Origin of the sequence: Prevotella pectinovora, from assembly GCF_000834015.1 — a bacterium.
Lineage (GTDB): Bacteria > Bacteroidota > Bacteroidia > Bacteroidales > Bacteroidaceae > Prevotella > Prevotella pectinovora.
On sequence record NZ_JXQI01000064.1, the window covers coordinates 1 to 16,909 of the forward strand.

Here is a 16,909-nt window from a genome sequence, read left to right on the forward strand (position 1 = left end):
ACAAACTTGTACATTTGGTCACAGCCATGGTCAGAAATCGCCAAACATTCACCCCTGAATATAAAATCTCAGCATAAATTGAAAATAATGGTCAAAACATTTGGATATTAACATAGAAAGCGATTTGGGTTTAAGCCAAAACGGTATAATGAACGTTTGGGGGGTTATTGGGGCATGGCAGAAATTTTTGTGCCTGCATCTCTTGTAATAGCAATCTATTTTCTGCATTTATGACTTGCAGTTCTAAGATGCCGTATTCATTGGTATAGATAACGACCGGACTGCAAAGATATTACTCTGTCATGTTTTTTTGTTCATTCCGGCATAATGCTTTGAAATAACAAGACTCATTGCTGTCCGGTATAATTCTTCACGAAATGGGCAAGCAGCGTGCCCAAGTGGGGCAAGCACGTTGCCCATGTTGGGCAAGCACGTTGCCCCAAGTGGGCACGAATACTGCCCGGAATGTGCCCAAAACATTCACAGAACGAAACCGCAGGAAAGGAATGCAATGGCTACATGGTCTGATGATACTTCCATGATACTTCTATGATACTTCTTTGTAAGGATAACGGAAAAGTATCATTCACGCAACACGCTCTCTTTCAGAGACATAAGCTGAAATCAATGGCTGAAAATGATACTTTGACACTTTGTTTCAGGAAAACAATTCCATGTAAGTGAACTAATTTCTCAAAAGAAGAAGAATATGACAAACGTTTTTACAAAAAATATTACATACAAATAGTGTTTAATTGAAAAAAGAATTATCTTTGCATGAATACTTGAAAAAAATAAGTTTATGAAAAAATGCAAGATACTGATCGTTGACGACATTCCTACTAACGTAACGCTGATCTCTACCATAATAAAAAAGAAACTCGATGCCGACTCCGATACCGCGCTGAGCGGAGAGGAGGCTCTGAAAAAGATTGAATCCTTCAACCCGGACATCATAATCCTTGACCTCATGATGCCGGGCGTTGACGGATGGGACGTGATACGCAGCGTGAGGAGCAAACATGGCAAAGACGAGGTGGCGATAATCGTGACATCGGCAATAACAGACGAGGTGAACATGGCGGAATGCTATGACCTGGGGGTGAACGACTTCATCGAAAAGCCTATCCTGCAGAACAAGCTGCTCGACACGATTCGCCGACAAACGGAAAAAATCCTGGGATAGCCCATCATGAGGGGAATAACGAGACACATAAGAACGGGACTGCTGGTCCTGACCGTGTGCGTCATGGCATTGTCGCATGCCAACGCCGCCTTCGCACGAGAAGCCAAGAGGATTCTCGTGATAACCTCGTATAACCCCGACACCAAGAGGATGTATACCACCCTATCCGACATCCTGCAGGAGCTGAAAAATAAGGGAGAGAACGACATCAGACTCGACATAGAGAACCTGAACTGCAAGGGACTAAGCGAGAGGCACGAATGGAAATACCGCATGGCAGGCATTCTGAACGAACACAGACTGTCGCCGCCAGACCTCATCATCCCGCTCGGACAGGAGGCGTGGTCGGCGTTCCTGTCGCAGTATACTCCCCAGGGAAAGATGCTTGCCGACATGGCAATAGAATATCTCTACGGCAAGAAGACCAGAGAGAGCCTCTTCCATATCATACCGTCTACATACACCTTCGACCAGAAAATGCTCGAAGCCTTCAATAAGGAAGATGCCGAACTGCCACAAGACGCCGTGGTGCTGAACACAGCGACACACTTCTTCTCGGCAAACAAAAGCATAATATTGCCAACACTCGCTGTATTCGCTTTCCTCGCCATCGCCCTGGTTCTCGCAATATACTATCTCTTGAAGATGAAAAGACTGAGAGACGCTCTCGAAATACAGAGCGAGGAACTGAAAAGAGCGAAGGACATAGCAGAAAGAGCAAACAACGTGAAGACTTCGTTCATCGCCAACATGAGCCACGAGTTACGCACTCCGCTGAACGCCATAGTGGGATTTGCGAATCTTCTTGAAGAGGACGACTACGAGGAGGAGGAGAAGAAGCAGTTCTGCCACGTGATAAAGGAGAACTCGGACATGCTGCTCAACCTGATAAGCGACATCCTCGACATATCGAAAATCGAATCAGGCAAACTGCCTATCAGTCCGGAGGAATGCGACGTGATAGCCCTTAGCCGAACAAGCATACTGTCGGTGAAACACGCCAGCAAACTGGAAGATGTGGAATACATAGAGGATTTCCCCAGCGACGAGAGACTCATGATATATACCGACCCGATACGACTCAAACAGGTGATGATAAACCTGCTGTCGAACGCCAGCAAATACACCAAGAAGGGATTCATAAAACTCACCATACGCCCCGACTACAACACCGACTACATCAAGTTCGCCGTGACGGACACAGGCTGCGGAATACCTGAGGACAAAGCGGAAGTGGTGTTCGGACGGTTCGTGAAGCTGAACCAATACGTGCATGGCACCGGTCTGGGACTGTCTCTATGCAGGGTACTGACAGAGAGCATGGGCGGCAAGATATGGCTTGACACATCGTACACCAACGGCACACGTATGGTGTTCACTCATCCCCTCAACCTGAACAAAACGAGTCGGGGGGGGTAAAAATGAGGAAACTGAAAAATGTGCTGAAGGAGATATAGACGAGTGGACAAGTTAACGAGTTGACAAGTTAACGAGTTGGCAGGAAGGCGTCACGAATATCAAGATGAGCGAAGGACAGAGACAACACATTACACAAATGCATCATTTTGCAAAACCAACCAATCAAAACGTATAGTTTTAATATAAAAATGTTACTTTTTTAACCGACACAAATACAAGTAATCCGATTTTTTCATATATTTACGGCGGAAAAGCGATGTCTAACCTTAAAACCACATCATTATGAAGATCGGTATTCCAAAAGAAATCAAGAACAACGAGAACAGAGTCGGCATGACACCTGCCGGAGTAGCAGAACTGATACGCCATGGCCATCAGGTAGTGGTGCAGCACACAGCTGGAGAGAACAGCGGATTCAGCGACGACCAATACGAAAAGGTGGGGGCTGCCATACTGCCCGACATCGAAGCGGTGTATCAGGAGGCGGAGATGATAATAAAGGTGAAGGAGCCTATCGAGGCTGAATACAAACTGATAAAGAAGGACCAGCTGGTATTCACATACTTCCACTTCGCTTGCGACCGCCGGCTCACCGATGCCATGATTGAGAGCGGTGCCGTGTGTCTGGCATACGAGACTGTGGAAACCGACAACCATCAGCTGCCGCTGCTTATCCCTATGAGCGAGGTGGCAGGACGCATGGCTACGCTGAACGGCGCTTACTATCTGCAGAAGACCAAGGGCGGCAAGGGAAAGCTCATCAGCGGTGTGCCGGGAGTAGACCGCACGAAGGTGCTGATACTGGGCGGCGGCACCGTGGGAGAGGCTGCGGCGAGAATGGCATGCGGACTGGGTGCCGACGTATGGATAACGGATATCTCGCTGCCAAGACTGCGCCAGCTCGAAATGGAACTTCCGGTAAACGCACATACACTATACTCCACTGAACATAACATCAGAATGATGCTGCCAGACACCGACATCGTGGTGGGCAGCGTGCTCGTGCCGGGAGACAAGGCCCCACACCTCATAACAAAAGACATGCTGAAGATCATGCAGCCGGGAACGGTGCTCGTTGACGTGGCAATAGACCAGGGCGGATGCTTCGAGACATCCCGGCCAACGACCCACTCAGAGCCTGTATACACCGTGGACGGCATCGTGCACTATGCCGTTGCCAACATTCCGGGAGCTGTGCCAAACACTTCAACGACGGCGCTGACAAACGCTACGCTGAGATATGCCATCGCACTTGCCGACAAGGGCTGGAAAAAGGCATGCAAGGATGACCCGGCATTATACAGGGGACTGAACATCGTGAACGGCAAGGTGACATTCAAGGCTGTGGCAGACGTGTTCGGACTGGAATACGAGCCAGTGGAGCTTTGAAAAAGCATAGAACATATAATGTGACATCATGGGAAAGCAAAGATGCCGCATCGTAGTGATAAGATGTGGCGTCGCGGAAAAAAGCCAGAAGGGAAAGAGATTTCATATCCTCACGATATGATTCTCTTTCCCTTCCATTTTTGATATCGGAATACGACAAGCGAAAAGCCGCCTGACAAATCCGTTCTTCTGAAAAAAAGACTGCAAGCAGTTGTAAAATATTACATTGAACGACCTAATGACCATTTGGGATTAAACCAGGAACATTATTATCACCTGGGCAATGATAACCCTGACAAACATGCCGAGAGGATAAACCGAGGTGTAGGCTACTGATGCCCTGTCGCCCTTGATGGTCTCGTTGGCGTAGCTCAATGCCATAGGGTTTGCCATGGCTCCGCAAAGCAGACCGCAGATAGTGCCGAAGTCAAATTTCTTGGTCTTCAGGGCTATCACTCCAATGATGATAAGCGGCAGAACGGTAAGCAGGAATCCCACTCCCACCCACAGCAGTCCTTCCGGACGGATTATCGTGGCGAAGAAATCCTTGCCGGCAGCAAGTCCGAGACAGGCGAGATAGAGCGACAGTCCGAATTTGCGCAGCATGAGCGATGCCGAACGTGTGGTGTAGCTGATGAAATGCGCTCTCGAGCCTAACGCTCCGATAATGATTCCCATAATGATCGGACCTCCGGCAATGCCGAGCTTCACCGGTGTGCTCATGCCTGGGATGGAGAACGGTATCATGCCGACAGCCAGTCCCAGCAGCAGTCCGAAGAAGATGGCACTGAGGTTTGGCTCGTTGAGATCCTGTATGGCGTTGCCGAGGAACGATGCGGCATGGTTGATGTTGTCTGGTGTACCTACTACCGTTACGCGGTCGCCATACTGCAGATGCAGGGAGTCGGTGGCAAGAAGCTTGATGTCGCCACGCATCACGCGGCTGATGTTTACCCCATAGATCTGTCGCATGTGGAGCGAACCGAGGGGCTTGCCGTTCAGTTTCGTGCGTGTCATCACCACCACACGGCTCTCAACCGAGGAGTCGATGGCATTCCAGTCGATATGGTCGCGGTTCCAGTTCTTTTCCACCCTCTTGCCGAAGAGCACCTCCATGGCAGACACCTCGTCGCGCCTTGTCACCACGAGCACGTTGTCGCCAGACTGGATAATAGTGGAGGCATTGGGAACGATGACGTCGTCGCCACGCCAGATGCGAGACACGATGAAGTGGTTGTGGGTCATCTGCGACACCTTAGCCAGCGTCTTGCCGGCAATGGCAGGATTTACCACCACGAACTGACCGACAAAGGTCTGGTCTTCATCATTTGCATTGTGAGGCTGCAGGTCGTCGGGAGTGACGAAGAACTTGCGCAGCAGTATCATAGCGAAAATCACTCCCACTACACCGAGGGGATATGTAACGGCGCATCCCAGGGCAGCACCGCTACTCGACAGGTGTGCATTGGACAGAGCCTGCTGGGCAGCTCCCAAGGCTGGGGTGTTGGTGGTGGCTCCGCAGAGTATTCCCACCATATCCGGCACGCTGACCGGCAGCACGAGGCACAAAGAGAGTGCCATCACCGTGCCCAAGGCTATCAGCGCCATGCTCCACGCATTGAGCAACACGCCGTCATGGCGCATCATACCGATGAAGTTGGGACCTACATGAAGGCCGAGCGCATATACAAACAGCGACAAGCCGAGCGTCTCGGCAAAATTCAGCATCTCTGGGGATGCCGAGAGATGCAGACTACCTGCCACGATGCCGATGAAGAAGACAAATGCCACACCAAGGGATATTCCTCTGATGTGGATCTTGCCGAGGGCTAGTCCTAATGACACAATAAGGGACAACACGACAATGCTCTGCACGGCAGAGTGTATCGTGAAAAGACTTTCAATCCATTCCATTTTTGCTTTCTTAAAACCTGTTGTTATGTAACAGAAATCTCTCTGGGCTGCAAAGGTAATGGAAATTTTCCGATTTGAGTGTAAAACGGTAATGCTTTTTGAAATTAGGGTTGAGTTGACGAGTTGACAAGGTGACAAGATGACAAGATGAAGAGGACAAATAAGATGAAGAGGACAAATAAATCCGCTGACCCAAGATACGAGGTGACGAGGACAGAAGAGTTGAGAAGATACGAGGTGGCGTTGCACAAACCTTATACAACGAAAAAAGGAAGCCTCTTAAAGACTTCCTCTTCTGGGTGGCTGGTGGGGCTCGAACCCACGACATTCAGAACCACAATCTGACGCTCTAACCAACTGAACTACAGCCACCATGTAAACGCTTAGTGTTTCAAAGCGAGTGCAAAGGTACGTGATTTATTTGAAACTTCCAAATATTTCACGTACTTTTTTGCTTTTTTCTTTATTTTCCCTGTGCTGGAGCTACTGGAGCTGCTGCTGGAACACCCTGCTGAGCTGCTGGAGCTGCCTTCTGGGCGCCCTGTGCCGGAGCTGCCTTCTGGGCTGCACCGAAGCCTTGCACGTTGTTAGGATTTGTCTGTGGAGCCTCTGTAGCGTTCTCCATCACGCTCTGTGAGCCATCTGCCTGAGGAGCAGTATATGCGCAAACCACGCTGAAAACAACCAATGAGATTGCCAGTCCCCATGTAGCCTTCTCAACGAAGTCTGTGGTCTTGCGTACACCCATGATTGAATTTGATGAAGAGAAGTTTGATGCCAGACCACCTCCCTTAGACTCTTGTATCAGGACGATAGCTATCATCAGCACTGCTGCCAAAACGATAAGAATTAAGAATAATGTGTACATTTTCTTTTGTTATTTGTATTTATTATTTATTATTAATTTCTCCAAGAAGCGAATTTGGTCTGCAAAGTAAACATTTTTTTTTGGATATTTCAAATTTAATCGCTTAATAATTTCCAAAGCCTTTGAATATTGTCCTTGTTTTATGTAAATTCGCGCCAAAGTCTCGGTAAAGACCCCTTCATCGCCACCATTTTCCTCTGTCTTGTCGTATTCTTCGGGTGGACTGTCGGGAGCGTCAGTCAGTTCTATCTTCCCTCCCTCGTTGTTGATGAAGTTGTCTATGAGGTCTTGTCCCTTCATGTGGGGATTGGCCTTCTCTGCCTCTTTTTCCGCCTCGCTCTCTGTTTCGAGCAGGTATGACACATAGTCTACTGCAGCGTCTGCCGGAGTGGGCTTGCGTCGTGGCGCCGAGTTGTCCGTCTCGTCGCCATCGTCGGGCAGGGTGTCGAGGAATTGGTCGATGAGCGATATCGTACGGCTCTCGCCTTCCTCTGAATGGTATTTTTTCTGTGTCTTCTCCTCGGCATTGCGCAGCTTGTAGTGGGCAGCCTCAACGAGTTTGAAGACTACACGGCGGTCGGTGAAATACACCGATGCCTTTCTGAGTTCCTCGTCGAACGACTGGCTGTGGAGCACATACAGATTCTGGAGCATGAGCAGCCTCGCCGTCTGGTAATATGGATACAGGGCCACGAGGGAACGCAGGTCATACAGCGTTTCCTTGTCCATCATCTCCGGGTGTTTTATCAGTTGCCCTAAATCCATATTCTTGTCGTCGGTAGTTTTATCTTGTTAATATATAGGTCTTTGTTATATCTTGCCGGTTTGTCACATCCTACCAGTTTGCCACTGTAGCGTTGAAGATCTGGTCGGTGATGTCTTTCACCATCTGCGTCACACATTCCTCTTGTACGGAGTTGAGCGACTGGCGGCTGTCGTAGGTGGTGGTGGCAGTGAACTGTCTTTCGAAGTCCTCGCTATGGTTGGCGTTGTTTGTGAACCTCACGTTTACCGTCATTGAGAGTTCCACCTGTGCCGACTCTCCCTGTGCCGTAACTGCCTTGTTTCGCTGTGAGTATTGGGTAATTTCTCCCTCCACTTTCAGGTCGCCGTTTCTCTTCACCTGTATGAGTCTGGTATGGTTGGCATACTGGTCTTTCAGCTGATTGTTGAAGATGCTCGCCATCGGTCCCCACACATAGCTTGAGCGTATCGGGAAGTCGGCGATCTGTATCGTCTTGGTTTTGTTGTAGTCGATGCTCGCTCCATTGAACTTATACGACACGCTGCATGCCGTGATCACCATGGCGATGATTGCCACGACAACGGTCATTACACCTTTATTATATTCGGAGAGTCTGCGGCTCTCTTTGTTTCTTGATTTCATTGTCTTCACACTATGGTTATTTGTCGAGTCCATACTGTCTGATTCTTCTATACAGAGTGCGGTCTGAGATTCCCAGTTCCTGCGCCGCCTTCTTCCTGTTTCCGCCGTTCTTTTCGAGGGCTTTCTCCAGCATGTGGCGTCCCACGTTCTCCAGGTTCAGGCTTTCAGGTTCAGAAATCTCCTCTGCCACGGCATCCTGTACGGAGGGTTCGATTGTCTGCCTGCTGTTGACATCACCATGCTGCTGCGGAATGATGGCTGGCACAGTATCTGAACTGTCGAAATGCTCCAGCCGGCGTGGTGCGTCGGAATGTCCCCCACCCACTTTCTTCTTCAGTTCATCCACCTCTCTTCTGAGGTCGGCCACGGTACCTCTCAGTTCATAGAGGATTTTGTACAGCAGGTCGCGCTCGCTCTCATACGAGTGCTGTTCTCCGCTGCCGCCGTTTCCTCCCATGGCAACGAGCTGCGTCGTCTCCGGGTCTTGCGGGATGTAATGCAGCAGAGTCTCTGCCGTTATCAGCCTTTGCTGCGAGAGCACCGACATCTGTTCCGTGATGTTCTTCAGCTGTCTCACGTTTCCGGGCCACTTGTATTTGAGCATCATAGCCTGAGCCTGTTCGTCGAGCGTTATCTTCGGGAAGTTGTATTTCTCCGCCATCTGCATGGCAAAGAGTCTGAAGAGCAGCAGGATGTCGTTGCCACGGTCGCGCAGCGGCGGCATCTGCACCGGGATGGTGTTCAATCTGTAGTACAGGTCTTCTCTGAAGCGTCCCTGGCTCACCGCCTTGCGCATATTCACATTGGTGGCGGCTACGATGCGCACGTCGGTCTTCATTATCTTCTGACCTCCCACACGGATATACTCTCCCGTTTCTAGCACTCTCAGCAGCCTTGCCTGTGTGGCAAGCGGCAGCTCCCCCACTTCGTCGAGGAATATGGTGCCCTTGTTTGCCACTCCGAAATATCCTTCGCTCTCTCCTATGGCTCCTGTGAAGGAACCTTTCTCATGGCCGAAGAGTTCGCTGTCGATGGTGCCTTCCGGTATGGAACCGCAGTTTATGGCGAAGTATTTCTCCCGTCGTCGTGGCGAGTTGTCATGAATTATCCTCGGTATAATCTCCTTTCCCACGCCGCTCTCTCCGATTATGAGCACAGACAAGTCTGTCGGCGCCACCTGCAAGGCGACGTCGAGAGCACGGTTCAACGCATCGCAGTTTCCCACGACGTTATAACGTTGCTTTATTTTCTGAAGATCTGATGTATTCATATAATTGCGACAAAATTACACAATAAAATCCACTCTTCGGCAGTGTGTTTTGTTTTTTTGTCTTTTTATTACTTTTTTGTTCTTTCCATCTTTATCAGCATCAAGCCGATTGCCGTCCATATCAGCTCCCTTATCCTCACTATCAGCGCCACGAAGATGCCGCTGCTTGCCGCCATGGCGAGTCCCGACGCCGAGAGCATGAATCCTCCCTCACGGCCTCCGAGCTGCAGCGGGATGAAGAAGAGGAGGTTGGCGAAAAGCGACGTGAACGCCAGGATTATGACGCACGACGGATAGCTCACCTCCGGCATTATCACGAGCAGCACGAACATTATCTCGAAGCTGGACAGGAAACGGCAAAGCAGTTCGAGAACCACTGCCGAAACGAACGACACGGGATTCTGCTTGTGGAGCGCCGCTATCTGGGTGTCTATCTCCCGGAGTTTGTCGCCCTGCTTCTCCATCAGGCGGCGTGCCCATTTTCCCATCCACGGCATCTTGCTCAGCCATCGTGTGAGCATCATGGCGAGACCTTTCTTGTATCCGCGCATGAAGAACCAGATGCCGAGCATACAGAATGCCGCCGTCAGAGCGAGTATCACGGCGATGGGCATCGTAGGAGACTGCGTGATGAGATATATGCCCACGGAGAGGAGCCAGAACCAGAAGTGGCTGAAGATATGGGTCATCACATAGAGGATGACCGACGAGGAGGCTCTCTCCGTTCCGATTTTCGGTGCCAACTCCATGATGCGGTATGCCTCGCCGCCCATCAGTCCGCCGGGTGTGGCATAGTTGAGGGCGAAGCCGGACACCGTGACCTTATACAGCCACCAGAACGAGAACGGTGTCTTGTCTTTGCCGCTGCCGCCCTGACGAATGATGACATACCACGACAGGGTGTTTATGACATATAGTCCGAGCCAGAGCGCCACGACAGCAAAGAACCAGTATCCTGCTCTCTGCAATCCGCTCCACACCTCTCTGAAGTCGAGCTGCGTCACCATTATGACGAGCACCACGAGTCCGAAGACGAAGAAACCGTTTTGGTATTTCTTGCTCATCTATGGAGTTCTCCTATACTTCTGTCACTCTGCCGCAGGAGCCTTTGGTTTCTGCTTCGACACAGCGAATCTCACTTTCTCGCTGTCGTCTCTTCTCTCATGATACAGTTTCTTGAGAGGATCCTGCAGCGGTTCGTCGTAGTTGATGCGGTTTCTGAATATGTCGATGGCATCGTAGACAGCCTGACGGAAAGACGCCTCATCGGCAACGCCCTTTCCGGCGATTTCATACGCCGTGCCATGGTCTGGCGACGTGCGCACGATAGGCAGTCCGGCAGTGATGTTCACTCCCTCGTCGCCCACGATGGTCTTGAAAGGAGCCAGTCCCTGGTCGTGATACATGGCGAGCACTCCGTCGAATGCCGTGTATGTGCCATGACCGAAGAATCCGTCGGCGGCGAATGGCCCGAAGACGTCAATACCGGCATCTGACAGTTCTTCTATTGCCGGCTTGATTACCGTCTCTTCTTCCGTGCCTATCACTCCGCCGTCACCGGCATGAGGATTCAGCGAGAGTACGGCGATGCGTGGTGCCGAAACGTTGAAGTCTCTCTTCAGCGCCTTGTTGAAAATGGTGCATTTCTCCACTATCGCCTCCTTGGTTATCGCCTGTGCGATGTCCTTTATCGGCAGATGGGTGGTGACGAGCGCCACTCTCAGCTGTCTTCCGGCAAGAATCATGAGTGCCTTCTGGCCCTCTCCCACTTTCTCCTCGATATATTCGGTATGTCCGCAGAAATGGAATCCTTCGCCCTGTATGTCGTTCTTGTTTATCGGTGCGGTGACGAGCACGTCGTAGCCTCCGCCTGCAAAACCTTCCATCGCCCTGTCGAGGGCTTTCAGCGCAGCCATTCCGGCTTCTTTGGTCGGCATTCCCATATCCACCTTCACGTCTTCGTCGAAGGCGGTGAGCAGATTCACCTTTCCGTCTACGGCATCCTCCACCTTATTTATTATAGTGAAGTTTGCCTGTATGCCGAGTGCGTTGCGATGGTATGCCGCCACCTTTGGCGAACCGTATATTATCGGTGTGCAGAGTTCAAGCATCGTCGGTTCGGCGAAGGTCTTGAAAATCACCTCATATCCTATTCCGTTAGTGTCGCCGTGTGTTATGGCGACTCTTATCTTTCTATCTTCCATTGCTGTGTATATTCTGTTTTGTAAGTATCTGGTATAGTAGTTATCTTATTTCTCCTCACCGCTTTCCTGCATGCGCTTGGTGCTGAGCAGTCCGCAGGCTGCCCAGATGTCCTGTCCGCGGCTCGCCCGAATGGTGGTGAACACGCCGTGTTTGGTGAGATAGTCGCGAAACGATGCCATCTTCTCATCACTCGCTCCATGCAGGTCCACATTCGGTATCTGATGGAAGCGGATGAGGTTGACCCGGCATTCCAGTCCTTCCACGAGTTTCACTATCTCTCTGGCGTGCAGCATAGAGTCGTTGAGTCCTCCGAACACGATATATTCGAACGAGAGTCTGCGCTGGTGGGTGAAGTCATACTGGTGCATGAGCGCCACCACGTCTTTTATCGACATTCCCTTCTCTGCCGGCATCAGCATGGCGCGCTGTTCGGGTATCGGCGAATGCATGCTTATCGCCACATGGCAGTCGCTCTCGTCGAGGAATCTCTTCAGTTTGTTTTTCACTCCCACGCTGCTCACGGTGATTCTCTTCGGACTCCAAGCGAAGCCATAGTCGGCGGTGAGCACCTGCGTCACTCTCAACACATTGTCGAGATTGTCCATCGGCTCTCCCTGCCCCATGAACACCACGTTGGTCAGCTTCTCCCTTTCGGGCAGCGAATATATCTGGTTCAGTATGTCGGCAGCGGTGAGGTTACCCTCGAAACCCTGCTTTCCGGTCTGGCAGAAGAGGCAGTTCATCTTGCATCCCACCTGCGACGACACGCAGAGCGTAGCCCTGTCGCCATCGGGGATATACACCGTCTCGACAAACTTTCCGCTTGCCGTGGGGAAGAGGTATTTTATCGTTCCGTCAACAGACTTCTGACAGTCTATCGGATCCATGCCGCCCACCTCATAGCGGGCTTTCAGCTTCTCCCTGTTAGCCTTCGATAAGTTTGTCATCTCGTCGATGTCGCGCACTCCTTTCCCATAGAGCCATTTTGCCATCTGTGCTCCGGTGAATGCCGGCATCCCGAGTTCCTTAGCCGCATTTTTCAGCTCGTCGAGCGTCATTGCGACAAGCGGTGTCTTGTTTTCTGCCATTTGTTTTTATCGTATATTTACGTCTTGTTCTGATTTGCAAACTTACTAATAAATTCTGACATGCACAAGATTTTCACACAAATCCATATCGGTTTACGGCAGAATAGCGCAACACAATAGCGCAACATTCCACTACGGACTGCCGGCATCTGCCCTGACTGCCAGTTCCGCGGATGAAGAAAATGTGTATCTGATGAGCATTGGGGATGTTTAGTGACGGCGAAAAAAAATAACTTGGTATGATTTGAGCCTCATATTTCTTGAGATCTTTTCTTCATTCAAAGAGGGAATATAGCGGGCTATATGACCGATGAGAGAGATGGAAAATAGACAAAAAGACAAGGCCAGCACTTTATTATCAGAATATTACACAACTTGTAGTACCACCTATCGAATACGAAAAGCGATATCACATTCAACAACAAATAAAATATGGAGGGAACAATTATGAAAAGAATTTTACCGGTAATCTTTATGCTCATTACAAGCATCACCGTCTTCGCACAGGAAGACACAAGGATGCTGAAAGAAGGGAGAAGCTGGAAGGTATTGGAAATGTTTTGTGATCGTCCTAAATACGAAACTTATACAGTTTCGGGGGATACTGTAATAAACGGCAAGACATGGAAGAAGATATTAATAGACTACCAAAGAAACGACCACAAGTCGAGCTACACCACCGCAGCTTATGAGGAAGACGGAAAGCTCTATGGCTTATGGGGCGACAACCCGTTCTTAATGCTTGATTTCAACAAGCAAAAGGGCGATTATCTTTACGAAGGAGTAACTTACGGACCTGTAGTCACCGATGTTGACTACATCACAGTCAACGGAGTAACCCGCAAACGCATCACTTTCTCTGATTTTGGAGAGGACGAATACCTATGTTGGGTAGAGGGTATTGGAGCGACGATGGCAATATGGTCTGGCGAAAGTGCGCTCACAAGCCATATGGAATACTTTCTTGAGTGTTACGATGACGGCAAACTGATATTCTCATATTCCGACTTCGGCAGACCCATGTCCGTCGACGGCATCTCACAAGACAAAACGAAGAGCGGAGTGAAATATTCCATCAACGGAATGAAGCTCCAGAATGAGCCAGAGAAAGGCATATATATCATGAACGGAAAGAAGATCAGGAAATAAGTCTTGCCGTTTTTTCATAAAACATCGTTCAACCCAAATCGGTCTTGATGACTGGTTTGGGTTGATTGTTTATTGCCTTAACCCGAATCAGTCATCAGGACGTTCGATATTATATTTGACAACTGCTTGCAGCAAAACAGTCATTATGCCGTTACCCATAAGTCCAAATACAGAAAGCCCACCGCTATAATTGTCAACAAATTCCGCTGAATGTTTTTTTATCCGCCAGTTTTACACTACCTTTGTATAATAATCCTTACAACAATGCTGCTGGAGGTGCTCCACACTTCGCCAAGGCAATGGAAGCATGACGCAGGAAGGAGCATCACAACGGTCTTGCCCGTCAATGGGAAAGTCTGCTGCAGTAAGAAGGATTTCTACAAACAATAACGAACAAACACCGGAAGCGCAACAAGCAACCGGCAATACAGATTATGAAAATAAGCACACTGATAACGGCAGCGATTGCCCTGGCTGCCACCTGCCCGGCAACGGCACAAGAGACAAAGACCGTGAAACTGAGAATTCTCGAGACGAGCGACGTCCACGGCAGTTTCTTCCCCTACGACTTCATAGAGCGGAGAGACGCCAAGGGATCGCTGGCAAGGGTCAGCTCATACGTGAACAGACTGCGACAGGAGTATGGCGACAACGTGATACTGCTCGACAACGGTGACATCCTGCAAGGTCAGCCCACATGCTACTACTACAACTATGTGGCTACCGACAAGCGCAACATCGTGTCGGACATTCTGAACTATATGCGATACGACGCCGCCACCTTCGGCAACCATGACGTGGAGACCGGGCACAGCGTGTATGACAAATGGATTGGCGAGATGAACGCACCTGTGCTGGGCGCCAACATCATCGACACCGCCACCGGAAAACCATACGTGAAGCCATACACCATCATAGAGCGCGACGGAGTGAAAATCGCCGTGATAGGAATGCTGACACCTGCCATACCGAGCTGGCTCGGCGAGAAACTATGGAAGGGACTGCGCTTCGACGGCATAGAGAAGTCGGCAAAGGAATGGATAGCACGACTGAGAGAGACGGAGCGTCCCGACGTGGTGGTGGGACTGTTCCACAGCGGATGGAACGGCGGAATAGAAAACGCTGACTACACCGAGGACGAGACGGAGAACACGGCGAAAAACGTGGATGGCTTCGACATCCTCTTCTTTGGCCACGACCACCACGCAAGGAAGGCGGTGGTGAAGAATGCGGCAGGAAGAGAGGTGTTGTGTCTCGACCCTTCGTGCAACGCCGTGAACATTGCCGACGCTGAAGTGGAGATAACGCTGCGCGACGGCAAGGTGGCAGAGAAGAAGATAACCGGTGAGGTGCGCGACATCTGCAACGAACCCGTTGACTCGGCGTATATGGCCCACTTCGCCAAGGAAATCGACGAGATAAAGGGATTCATCAATGCCCCCATCGGCGAACTTGCCGACACGATATACACCCGCGACAGCTTCTTCGGCAATTCGGCTTTCACCGACCTCATCCACAACCTGCAGTTGGCAATAACAAATGCCGACGTGTCGTTCAACGCACCGCTGCAGTTCAACACGAAGCTCAACAAGGGCAAAATCCTGATGAGCGACATGTTCAAGCTATACAAATTCGAGAACAACATCTGTGTGCTGAGAATGACGGGCGAGGAGATAAAGAACTATCTCGAAATGAGCTATGCCCTGTGGACAAACCAGATGAAATCGCCCGACGACCATATCATGCTAATTGACGAGAGGAATACTGGTGACATGCAGAAGTTCGGATTCAAGAACTTCACCTTCAACTTCGACTCCGCCGCCGGAATAGACTATGAGGTGGACGTGACAAAACCGGAGGGCAAGAAGGTGAAGATACTGAGGATGTCTGACGGCAAGCGCTTCAATGCCAAGAAATGGTATCGGGTGGTGATGAACAGCTATCGGGCAAACGGCGGCGGAGAACTGCTGACCAGAGGTGCCGGAATAGCAAAGGAGGAACTGCCGGGACGTACTGAATACGAGAGCAAGCTCGACATGCGCCACTATCTCGCCGAAAAGATAAAGAGCGAGGGAACGATATATGCCAAACCTAACAAGAACTGGCGTTTCGTGCCGGAGAAATGGACCAAGCCGGCACTCGAACGCGACAGAAAACTGATATTCAAAAGATAAAACAGAAAACTGTTACTCAAAAGACAAAACAGAAAACTGTTACTCAAAAGACAAAAGAATGGAAAAACTGTTTTTCGTCTTCTGCAAAGGAGACCTGATGCTCGAAAAGCTGCCCGACGGCACTTACACCATACCCTACGGCGAGAACGCCCCCACGGAGACGAAACCGTGGACAAACATGATGAACGTGAGTCCGCTGGGCGACACGGCGGTCTGCACATACTCCATCGACCATCCCGTGACCGACAATCCGAGATATGAGATGTGCGGACTGCGCCAGAGCTACTACAAGATAACCAAGGAACTGTATCTCAAGGCCGGAAAATGCGAGGAACTGCTGTATTGGGACCAGAACACCAAGTTCTGCGGCGTATGCGGTTCGCCGATGAAAATGCATACCGACATCAGCAAGCGCTGCACGGAATGCGGCAAGGAGGTGTGGCCCCAGCTCGCCACGGCGATTATCGTGTTGATACACAAGGGCGACGAGGTATTGCTCGTGCATGCCAGAAACTTCAAATCCAACTTCATGGGACTCGTGGCTGGATTCGTTGAAACGGGAGAGACACTCGAAGAGGCGGTACACCGCGAAGTGAAGGAGGAGACAAACCTCGAAATCACAAACCTTCGCTATTTCGGTTCGCAGCCCTGGCCTTATCCCTGCGGACTGATGGTGGGCTTCAATGCCGACTACGTGAGCGGAGAGATAAAGCTGCAGACCTCGGAGCTGGCCCGCGGAGCATGGTTCCGCAAGGACAACCTGCCCACCATCCCCGAAAAGCTGAGCATAGCCCGCAAACTCATCGACGCATGGCTCGAAGGAGAGAAGGACAACGGAATGAAATAAGGAACAACAAACA

Annotated in this window: 14 protein-coding genes and 1 tRNA gene; 6 read left to right on the forward strand and 9 right to left on the reverse strand. The window is 50.3% G+C overall.

Annotated features, from left to right (window positions below; all coding sequences use genetic code 11):
* Positions 1-802: 802 nt before the first annotated feature.
* From ST42_RS09385 to ald, 3 genes are all read left to right on the forward strand, one after another.
* Positions 803-1,186 carry a response regulator gene (locus ST42_RS09385; RefSeq protein WP_022317655.1) on the forward strand — a complete coding sequence of 128 codons (384 nt, stop codon included), beginning with the start codon at positions 803-805 and terminating at the stop codon, positions 1,184-1,186.
* A gap of 6 nt (positions 1,187-1,192) precedes the next feature.
* Positions 1,193-2,605, forward strand: coding sequence for a sensor histidine kinase (locus ST42_RS09390; RefSeq protein WP_044073323.1), 1,413 nt, complete (start codon positions 1,193-1,195; stop codon positions 2,603-2,605).
* 282 nt (positions 2,606-2,887) lie between these two features.
* Positions 2,888-3,994, forward strand: coding sequence for an alanine dehydrogenase (gene ald, locus ST42_RS09395; protein ID WP_022317653.1), 1,107 nt, complete (start codon positions 2,888-2,890; stop codon positions 3,992-3,994).
* A 252-nt stretch (positions 3,995-4,246) separates the two neighbouring features.
* Here ald and ST42_RS09400 read toward each other — a convergent pair whose 3' ends face one another.
* From ST42_RS09400 to rlmN, 9 genes are all read right to left on the reverse strand, one after another.
* Complete coding sequence (locus ST42_RS09400) at positions 4,247-5,908, reverse strand: putative transporter (protein WP_044073325.1); 1,662 nt, start codon at positions 5,906-5,908, stop codon at positions 4,247-4,249.
* A 298-nt stretch (positions 5,909-6,206) separates the two neighbouring features.
* Positions 6,207-6,280, reverse strand: a tRNA-His gene (locus ST42_RS09405).
* A 91-nt stretch (positions 6,281-6,371) separates the two neighbouring features.
* Entirely contained in the window at positions 6,372-6,776 is a 405-nt protein-coding gene (secG, locus tag ST42_RS09410; protein WP_044073327.1) for a preprotein translocase subunit SecG, read from the reverse strand.
* A gap of 9 nt (positions 6,777-6,785) precedes the next feature.
* Positions 6,786-7,541 (reverse strand): hypothetical protein, encoded by a 756-nt coding sequence (locus tag ST42_RS09415; RefSeq protein WP_044073329.1) that lies wholly within the window; start codon positions 7,539-7,541, stop codon positions 6,786-6,788.
* A gap of 70 nt (positions 7,542-7,611) precedes the next feature.
* Entirely contained in the window at positions 7,612-8,109 is a 498-nt protein-coding gene (locus ST42_RS09420; protein WP_156132498.1) for an LptE family protein, read from the reverse strand.
* A 70-nt stretch (positions 8,110-8,179) separates the two neighbouring features.
* Entirely contained in the window at positions 8,180-9,433 is a 1,254-nt protein-coding gene (locus ST42_RS09425) for a sigma-54 interaction domain-containing protein (RefSeq protein ID WP_044073330.1), read from the reverse strand.
* A 68-nt stretch (positions 9,434-9,501) separates the two neighbouring features.
* Positions 9,502-10,497, reverse strand: a complete 996-nt coding sequence (locus ST42_RS09430; RefSeq protein WP_044073331.1) for a lysylphosphatidylglycerol synthase transmembrane domain-containing protein — start codon at positions 10,495-10,497, stop codon at positions 9,502-9,504.
* Positions 10,498-10,521: 24 nt separating this feature from the next.
* Positions 10,522-11,637: a 4-hydroxythreonine-4-phosphate dehydrogenase PdxA gene (gene pdxA / locus ST42_RS09435; RefSeq protein ID WP_044073333.1), complete on the reverse strand. Its 1,116-nt coding sequence runs from the start codon at positions 11,635-11,637 to the stop codon at positions 10,522-10,524.
* A gap of 45 nt (positions 11,638-11,682) precedes the next feature.
* A complete protein-coding gene (gene rlmN / locus ST42_RS09440; RefSeq protein ID WP_042518752.1) occupies positions 11,683-12,726 on the reverse strand; it encodes a 23S rRNA (adenine(2503)-C(2))-methyltransferase RlmN in 1,044 nt (347 codons plus the stop codon).
* A gap of 447 nt (positions 12,727-13,173) precedes the next feature.
* On the opposite strand from rlmN, the gene ST42_RS09445 reads away from it, so the two are divergent.
* The 3 genes from ST42_RS09445 (at position 13,174) to nudC (ending at position 16,896) form a co-directional block, all read left to right on the forward strand.
* Positions 13,174-13,875 carry a hypothetical protein gene (locus tag ST42_RS09445; protein WP_156139344.1) on the forward strand — a complete coding sequence of 234 codons (702 nt, stop codon included), beginning with the start codon at positions 13,174-13,176 and terminating at the stop codon, positions 13,873-13,875.
* 434 nt (positions 13,876-14,309) lie between these two features.
* Positions 14,310-16,049, forward strand: coding sequence for a bifunctional metallophosphatase/5'-nucleotidase (locus ST42_RS09450; protein WP_044073335.1), 1,740 nt, complete (start codon positions 14,310-14,312; stop codon positions 16,047-16,049).
* Positions 16,050-16,107: 58 nt separating this feature from the next.
* Complete coding sequence (gene nudC, locus ST42_RS09455; protein WP_042518760.1) at positions 16,108-16,896, forward strand: NAD(+) diphosphatase; 789 nt, start codon at positions 16,108-16,110, stop codon at positions 16,894-16,896.
* Positions 16,897-16,909 lie beyond the last annotated feature (13 nt).

Excerpts from the sequence above, each read along its gene's own strand:
- ST42_RS09385 (WP_022317655.1), top strand. The coding sequence starts at position 803 with ATGAAAAAATGCAAGATACTGATCGTTGACGACATTCCTACTAACGTA.
- ST42_RS09390 (WP_044073323.1), top strand. The coding sequence starts at position 1,193 with ATGAGGGGAATAACGAGACACATAAGAACGGGACTGCTGGTCCTGACC.
- ald (WP_022317653.1), top strand. The coding sequence starts at position 2,888 with ATGAAGATCGGTATTCCAAAAGAAATCAAGAACAACGAGAACAGAGTC.
- ST42_RS09400 (WP_044073325.1), bottom strand. The coding sequence starts at position 5,908 with ATGGAATGGATTGAAAGTCTTTTCACGATACACTCTGCCGTGCAGAGC.
- secG (WP_044073327.1), bottom strand. The coding sequence starts at position 6,776 with ATGTACACATTATTCTTAATTCTTATCGTTTTGGCAGCAGTGCTGATG.
- ST42_RS09415 (WP_044073329.1), bottom strand. The coding sequence starts at position 7,541 with ATGGATTTAGGGCAACTGATAAAACACCCGGAGATGATGGACAAGGAA.
- ST42_RS09420 (WP_156132498.1), bottom strand. The coding sequence starts at position 8,109 with ATGACCGTTGTCGTGGCAATCATCGCCATGGTGATCACGGCATGCAGC.
- ST42_RS09425 (WP_044073330.1), bottom strand. The coding sequence starts at position 9,433 with ATGAATACATCAGATCTTCAGAAAATAAAGCAACGTTATAACGTCGTG.
- ST42_RS09430 (WP_044073331.1), bottom strand. The coding sequence starts at position 10,497 with ATGAGCAAGAAATACCAAAACGGTTTCTTCGTCTTCGGACTCGTGGTG.
- pdxA (WP_044073333.1), bottom strand. The coding sequence starts at position 11,637 with ATGGAAGATAGAAAGATAAGAGTCGCCATAACACACGGCGACACTAAC.
- rlmN (WP_042518752.1), bottom strand. The coding sequence starts at position 12,726 with ATGGCAGAAAACAAGACACCGCTTGTCGCAATGACGCTCGACGAGCTG.
- ST42_RS09445 (WP_156139344.1), top strand. The coding sequence starts at position 13,174 with ATGAAAAGAATTTTACCGGTAATCTTTATGCTCATTACAAGCATCACC.
- ST42_RS09450 (WP_044073335.1), top strand. The coding sequence starts at position 14,310 with ATGAAAATAAGCACACTGATAACGGCAGCGATTGCCCTGGCTGCCACC.
- nudC (WP_042518760.1), top strand. The coding sequence starts at position 16,108 with ATGGAAAAACTGTTTTTCGTCTTCTGCAAAGGAGACCTGATGCTCGAA.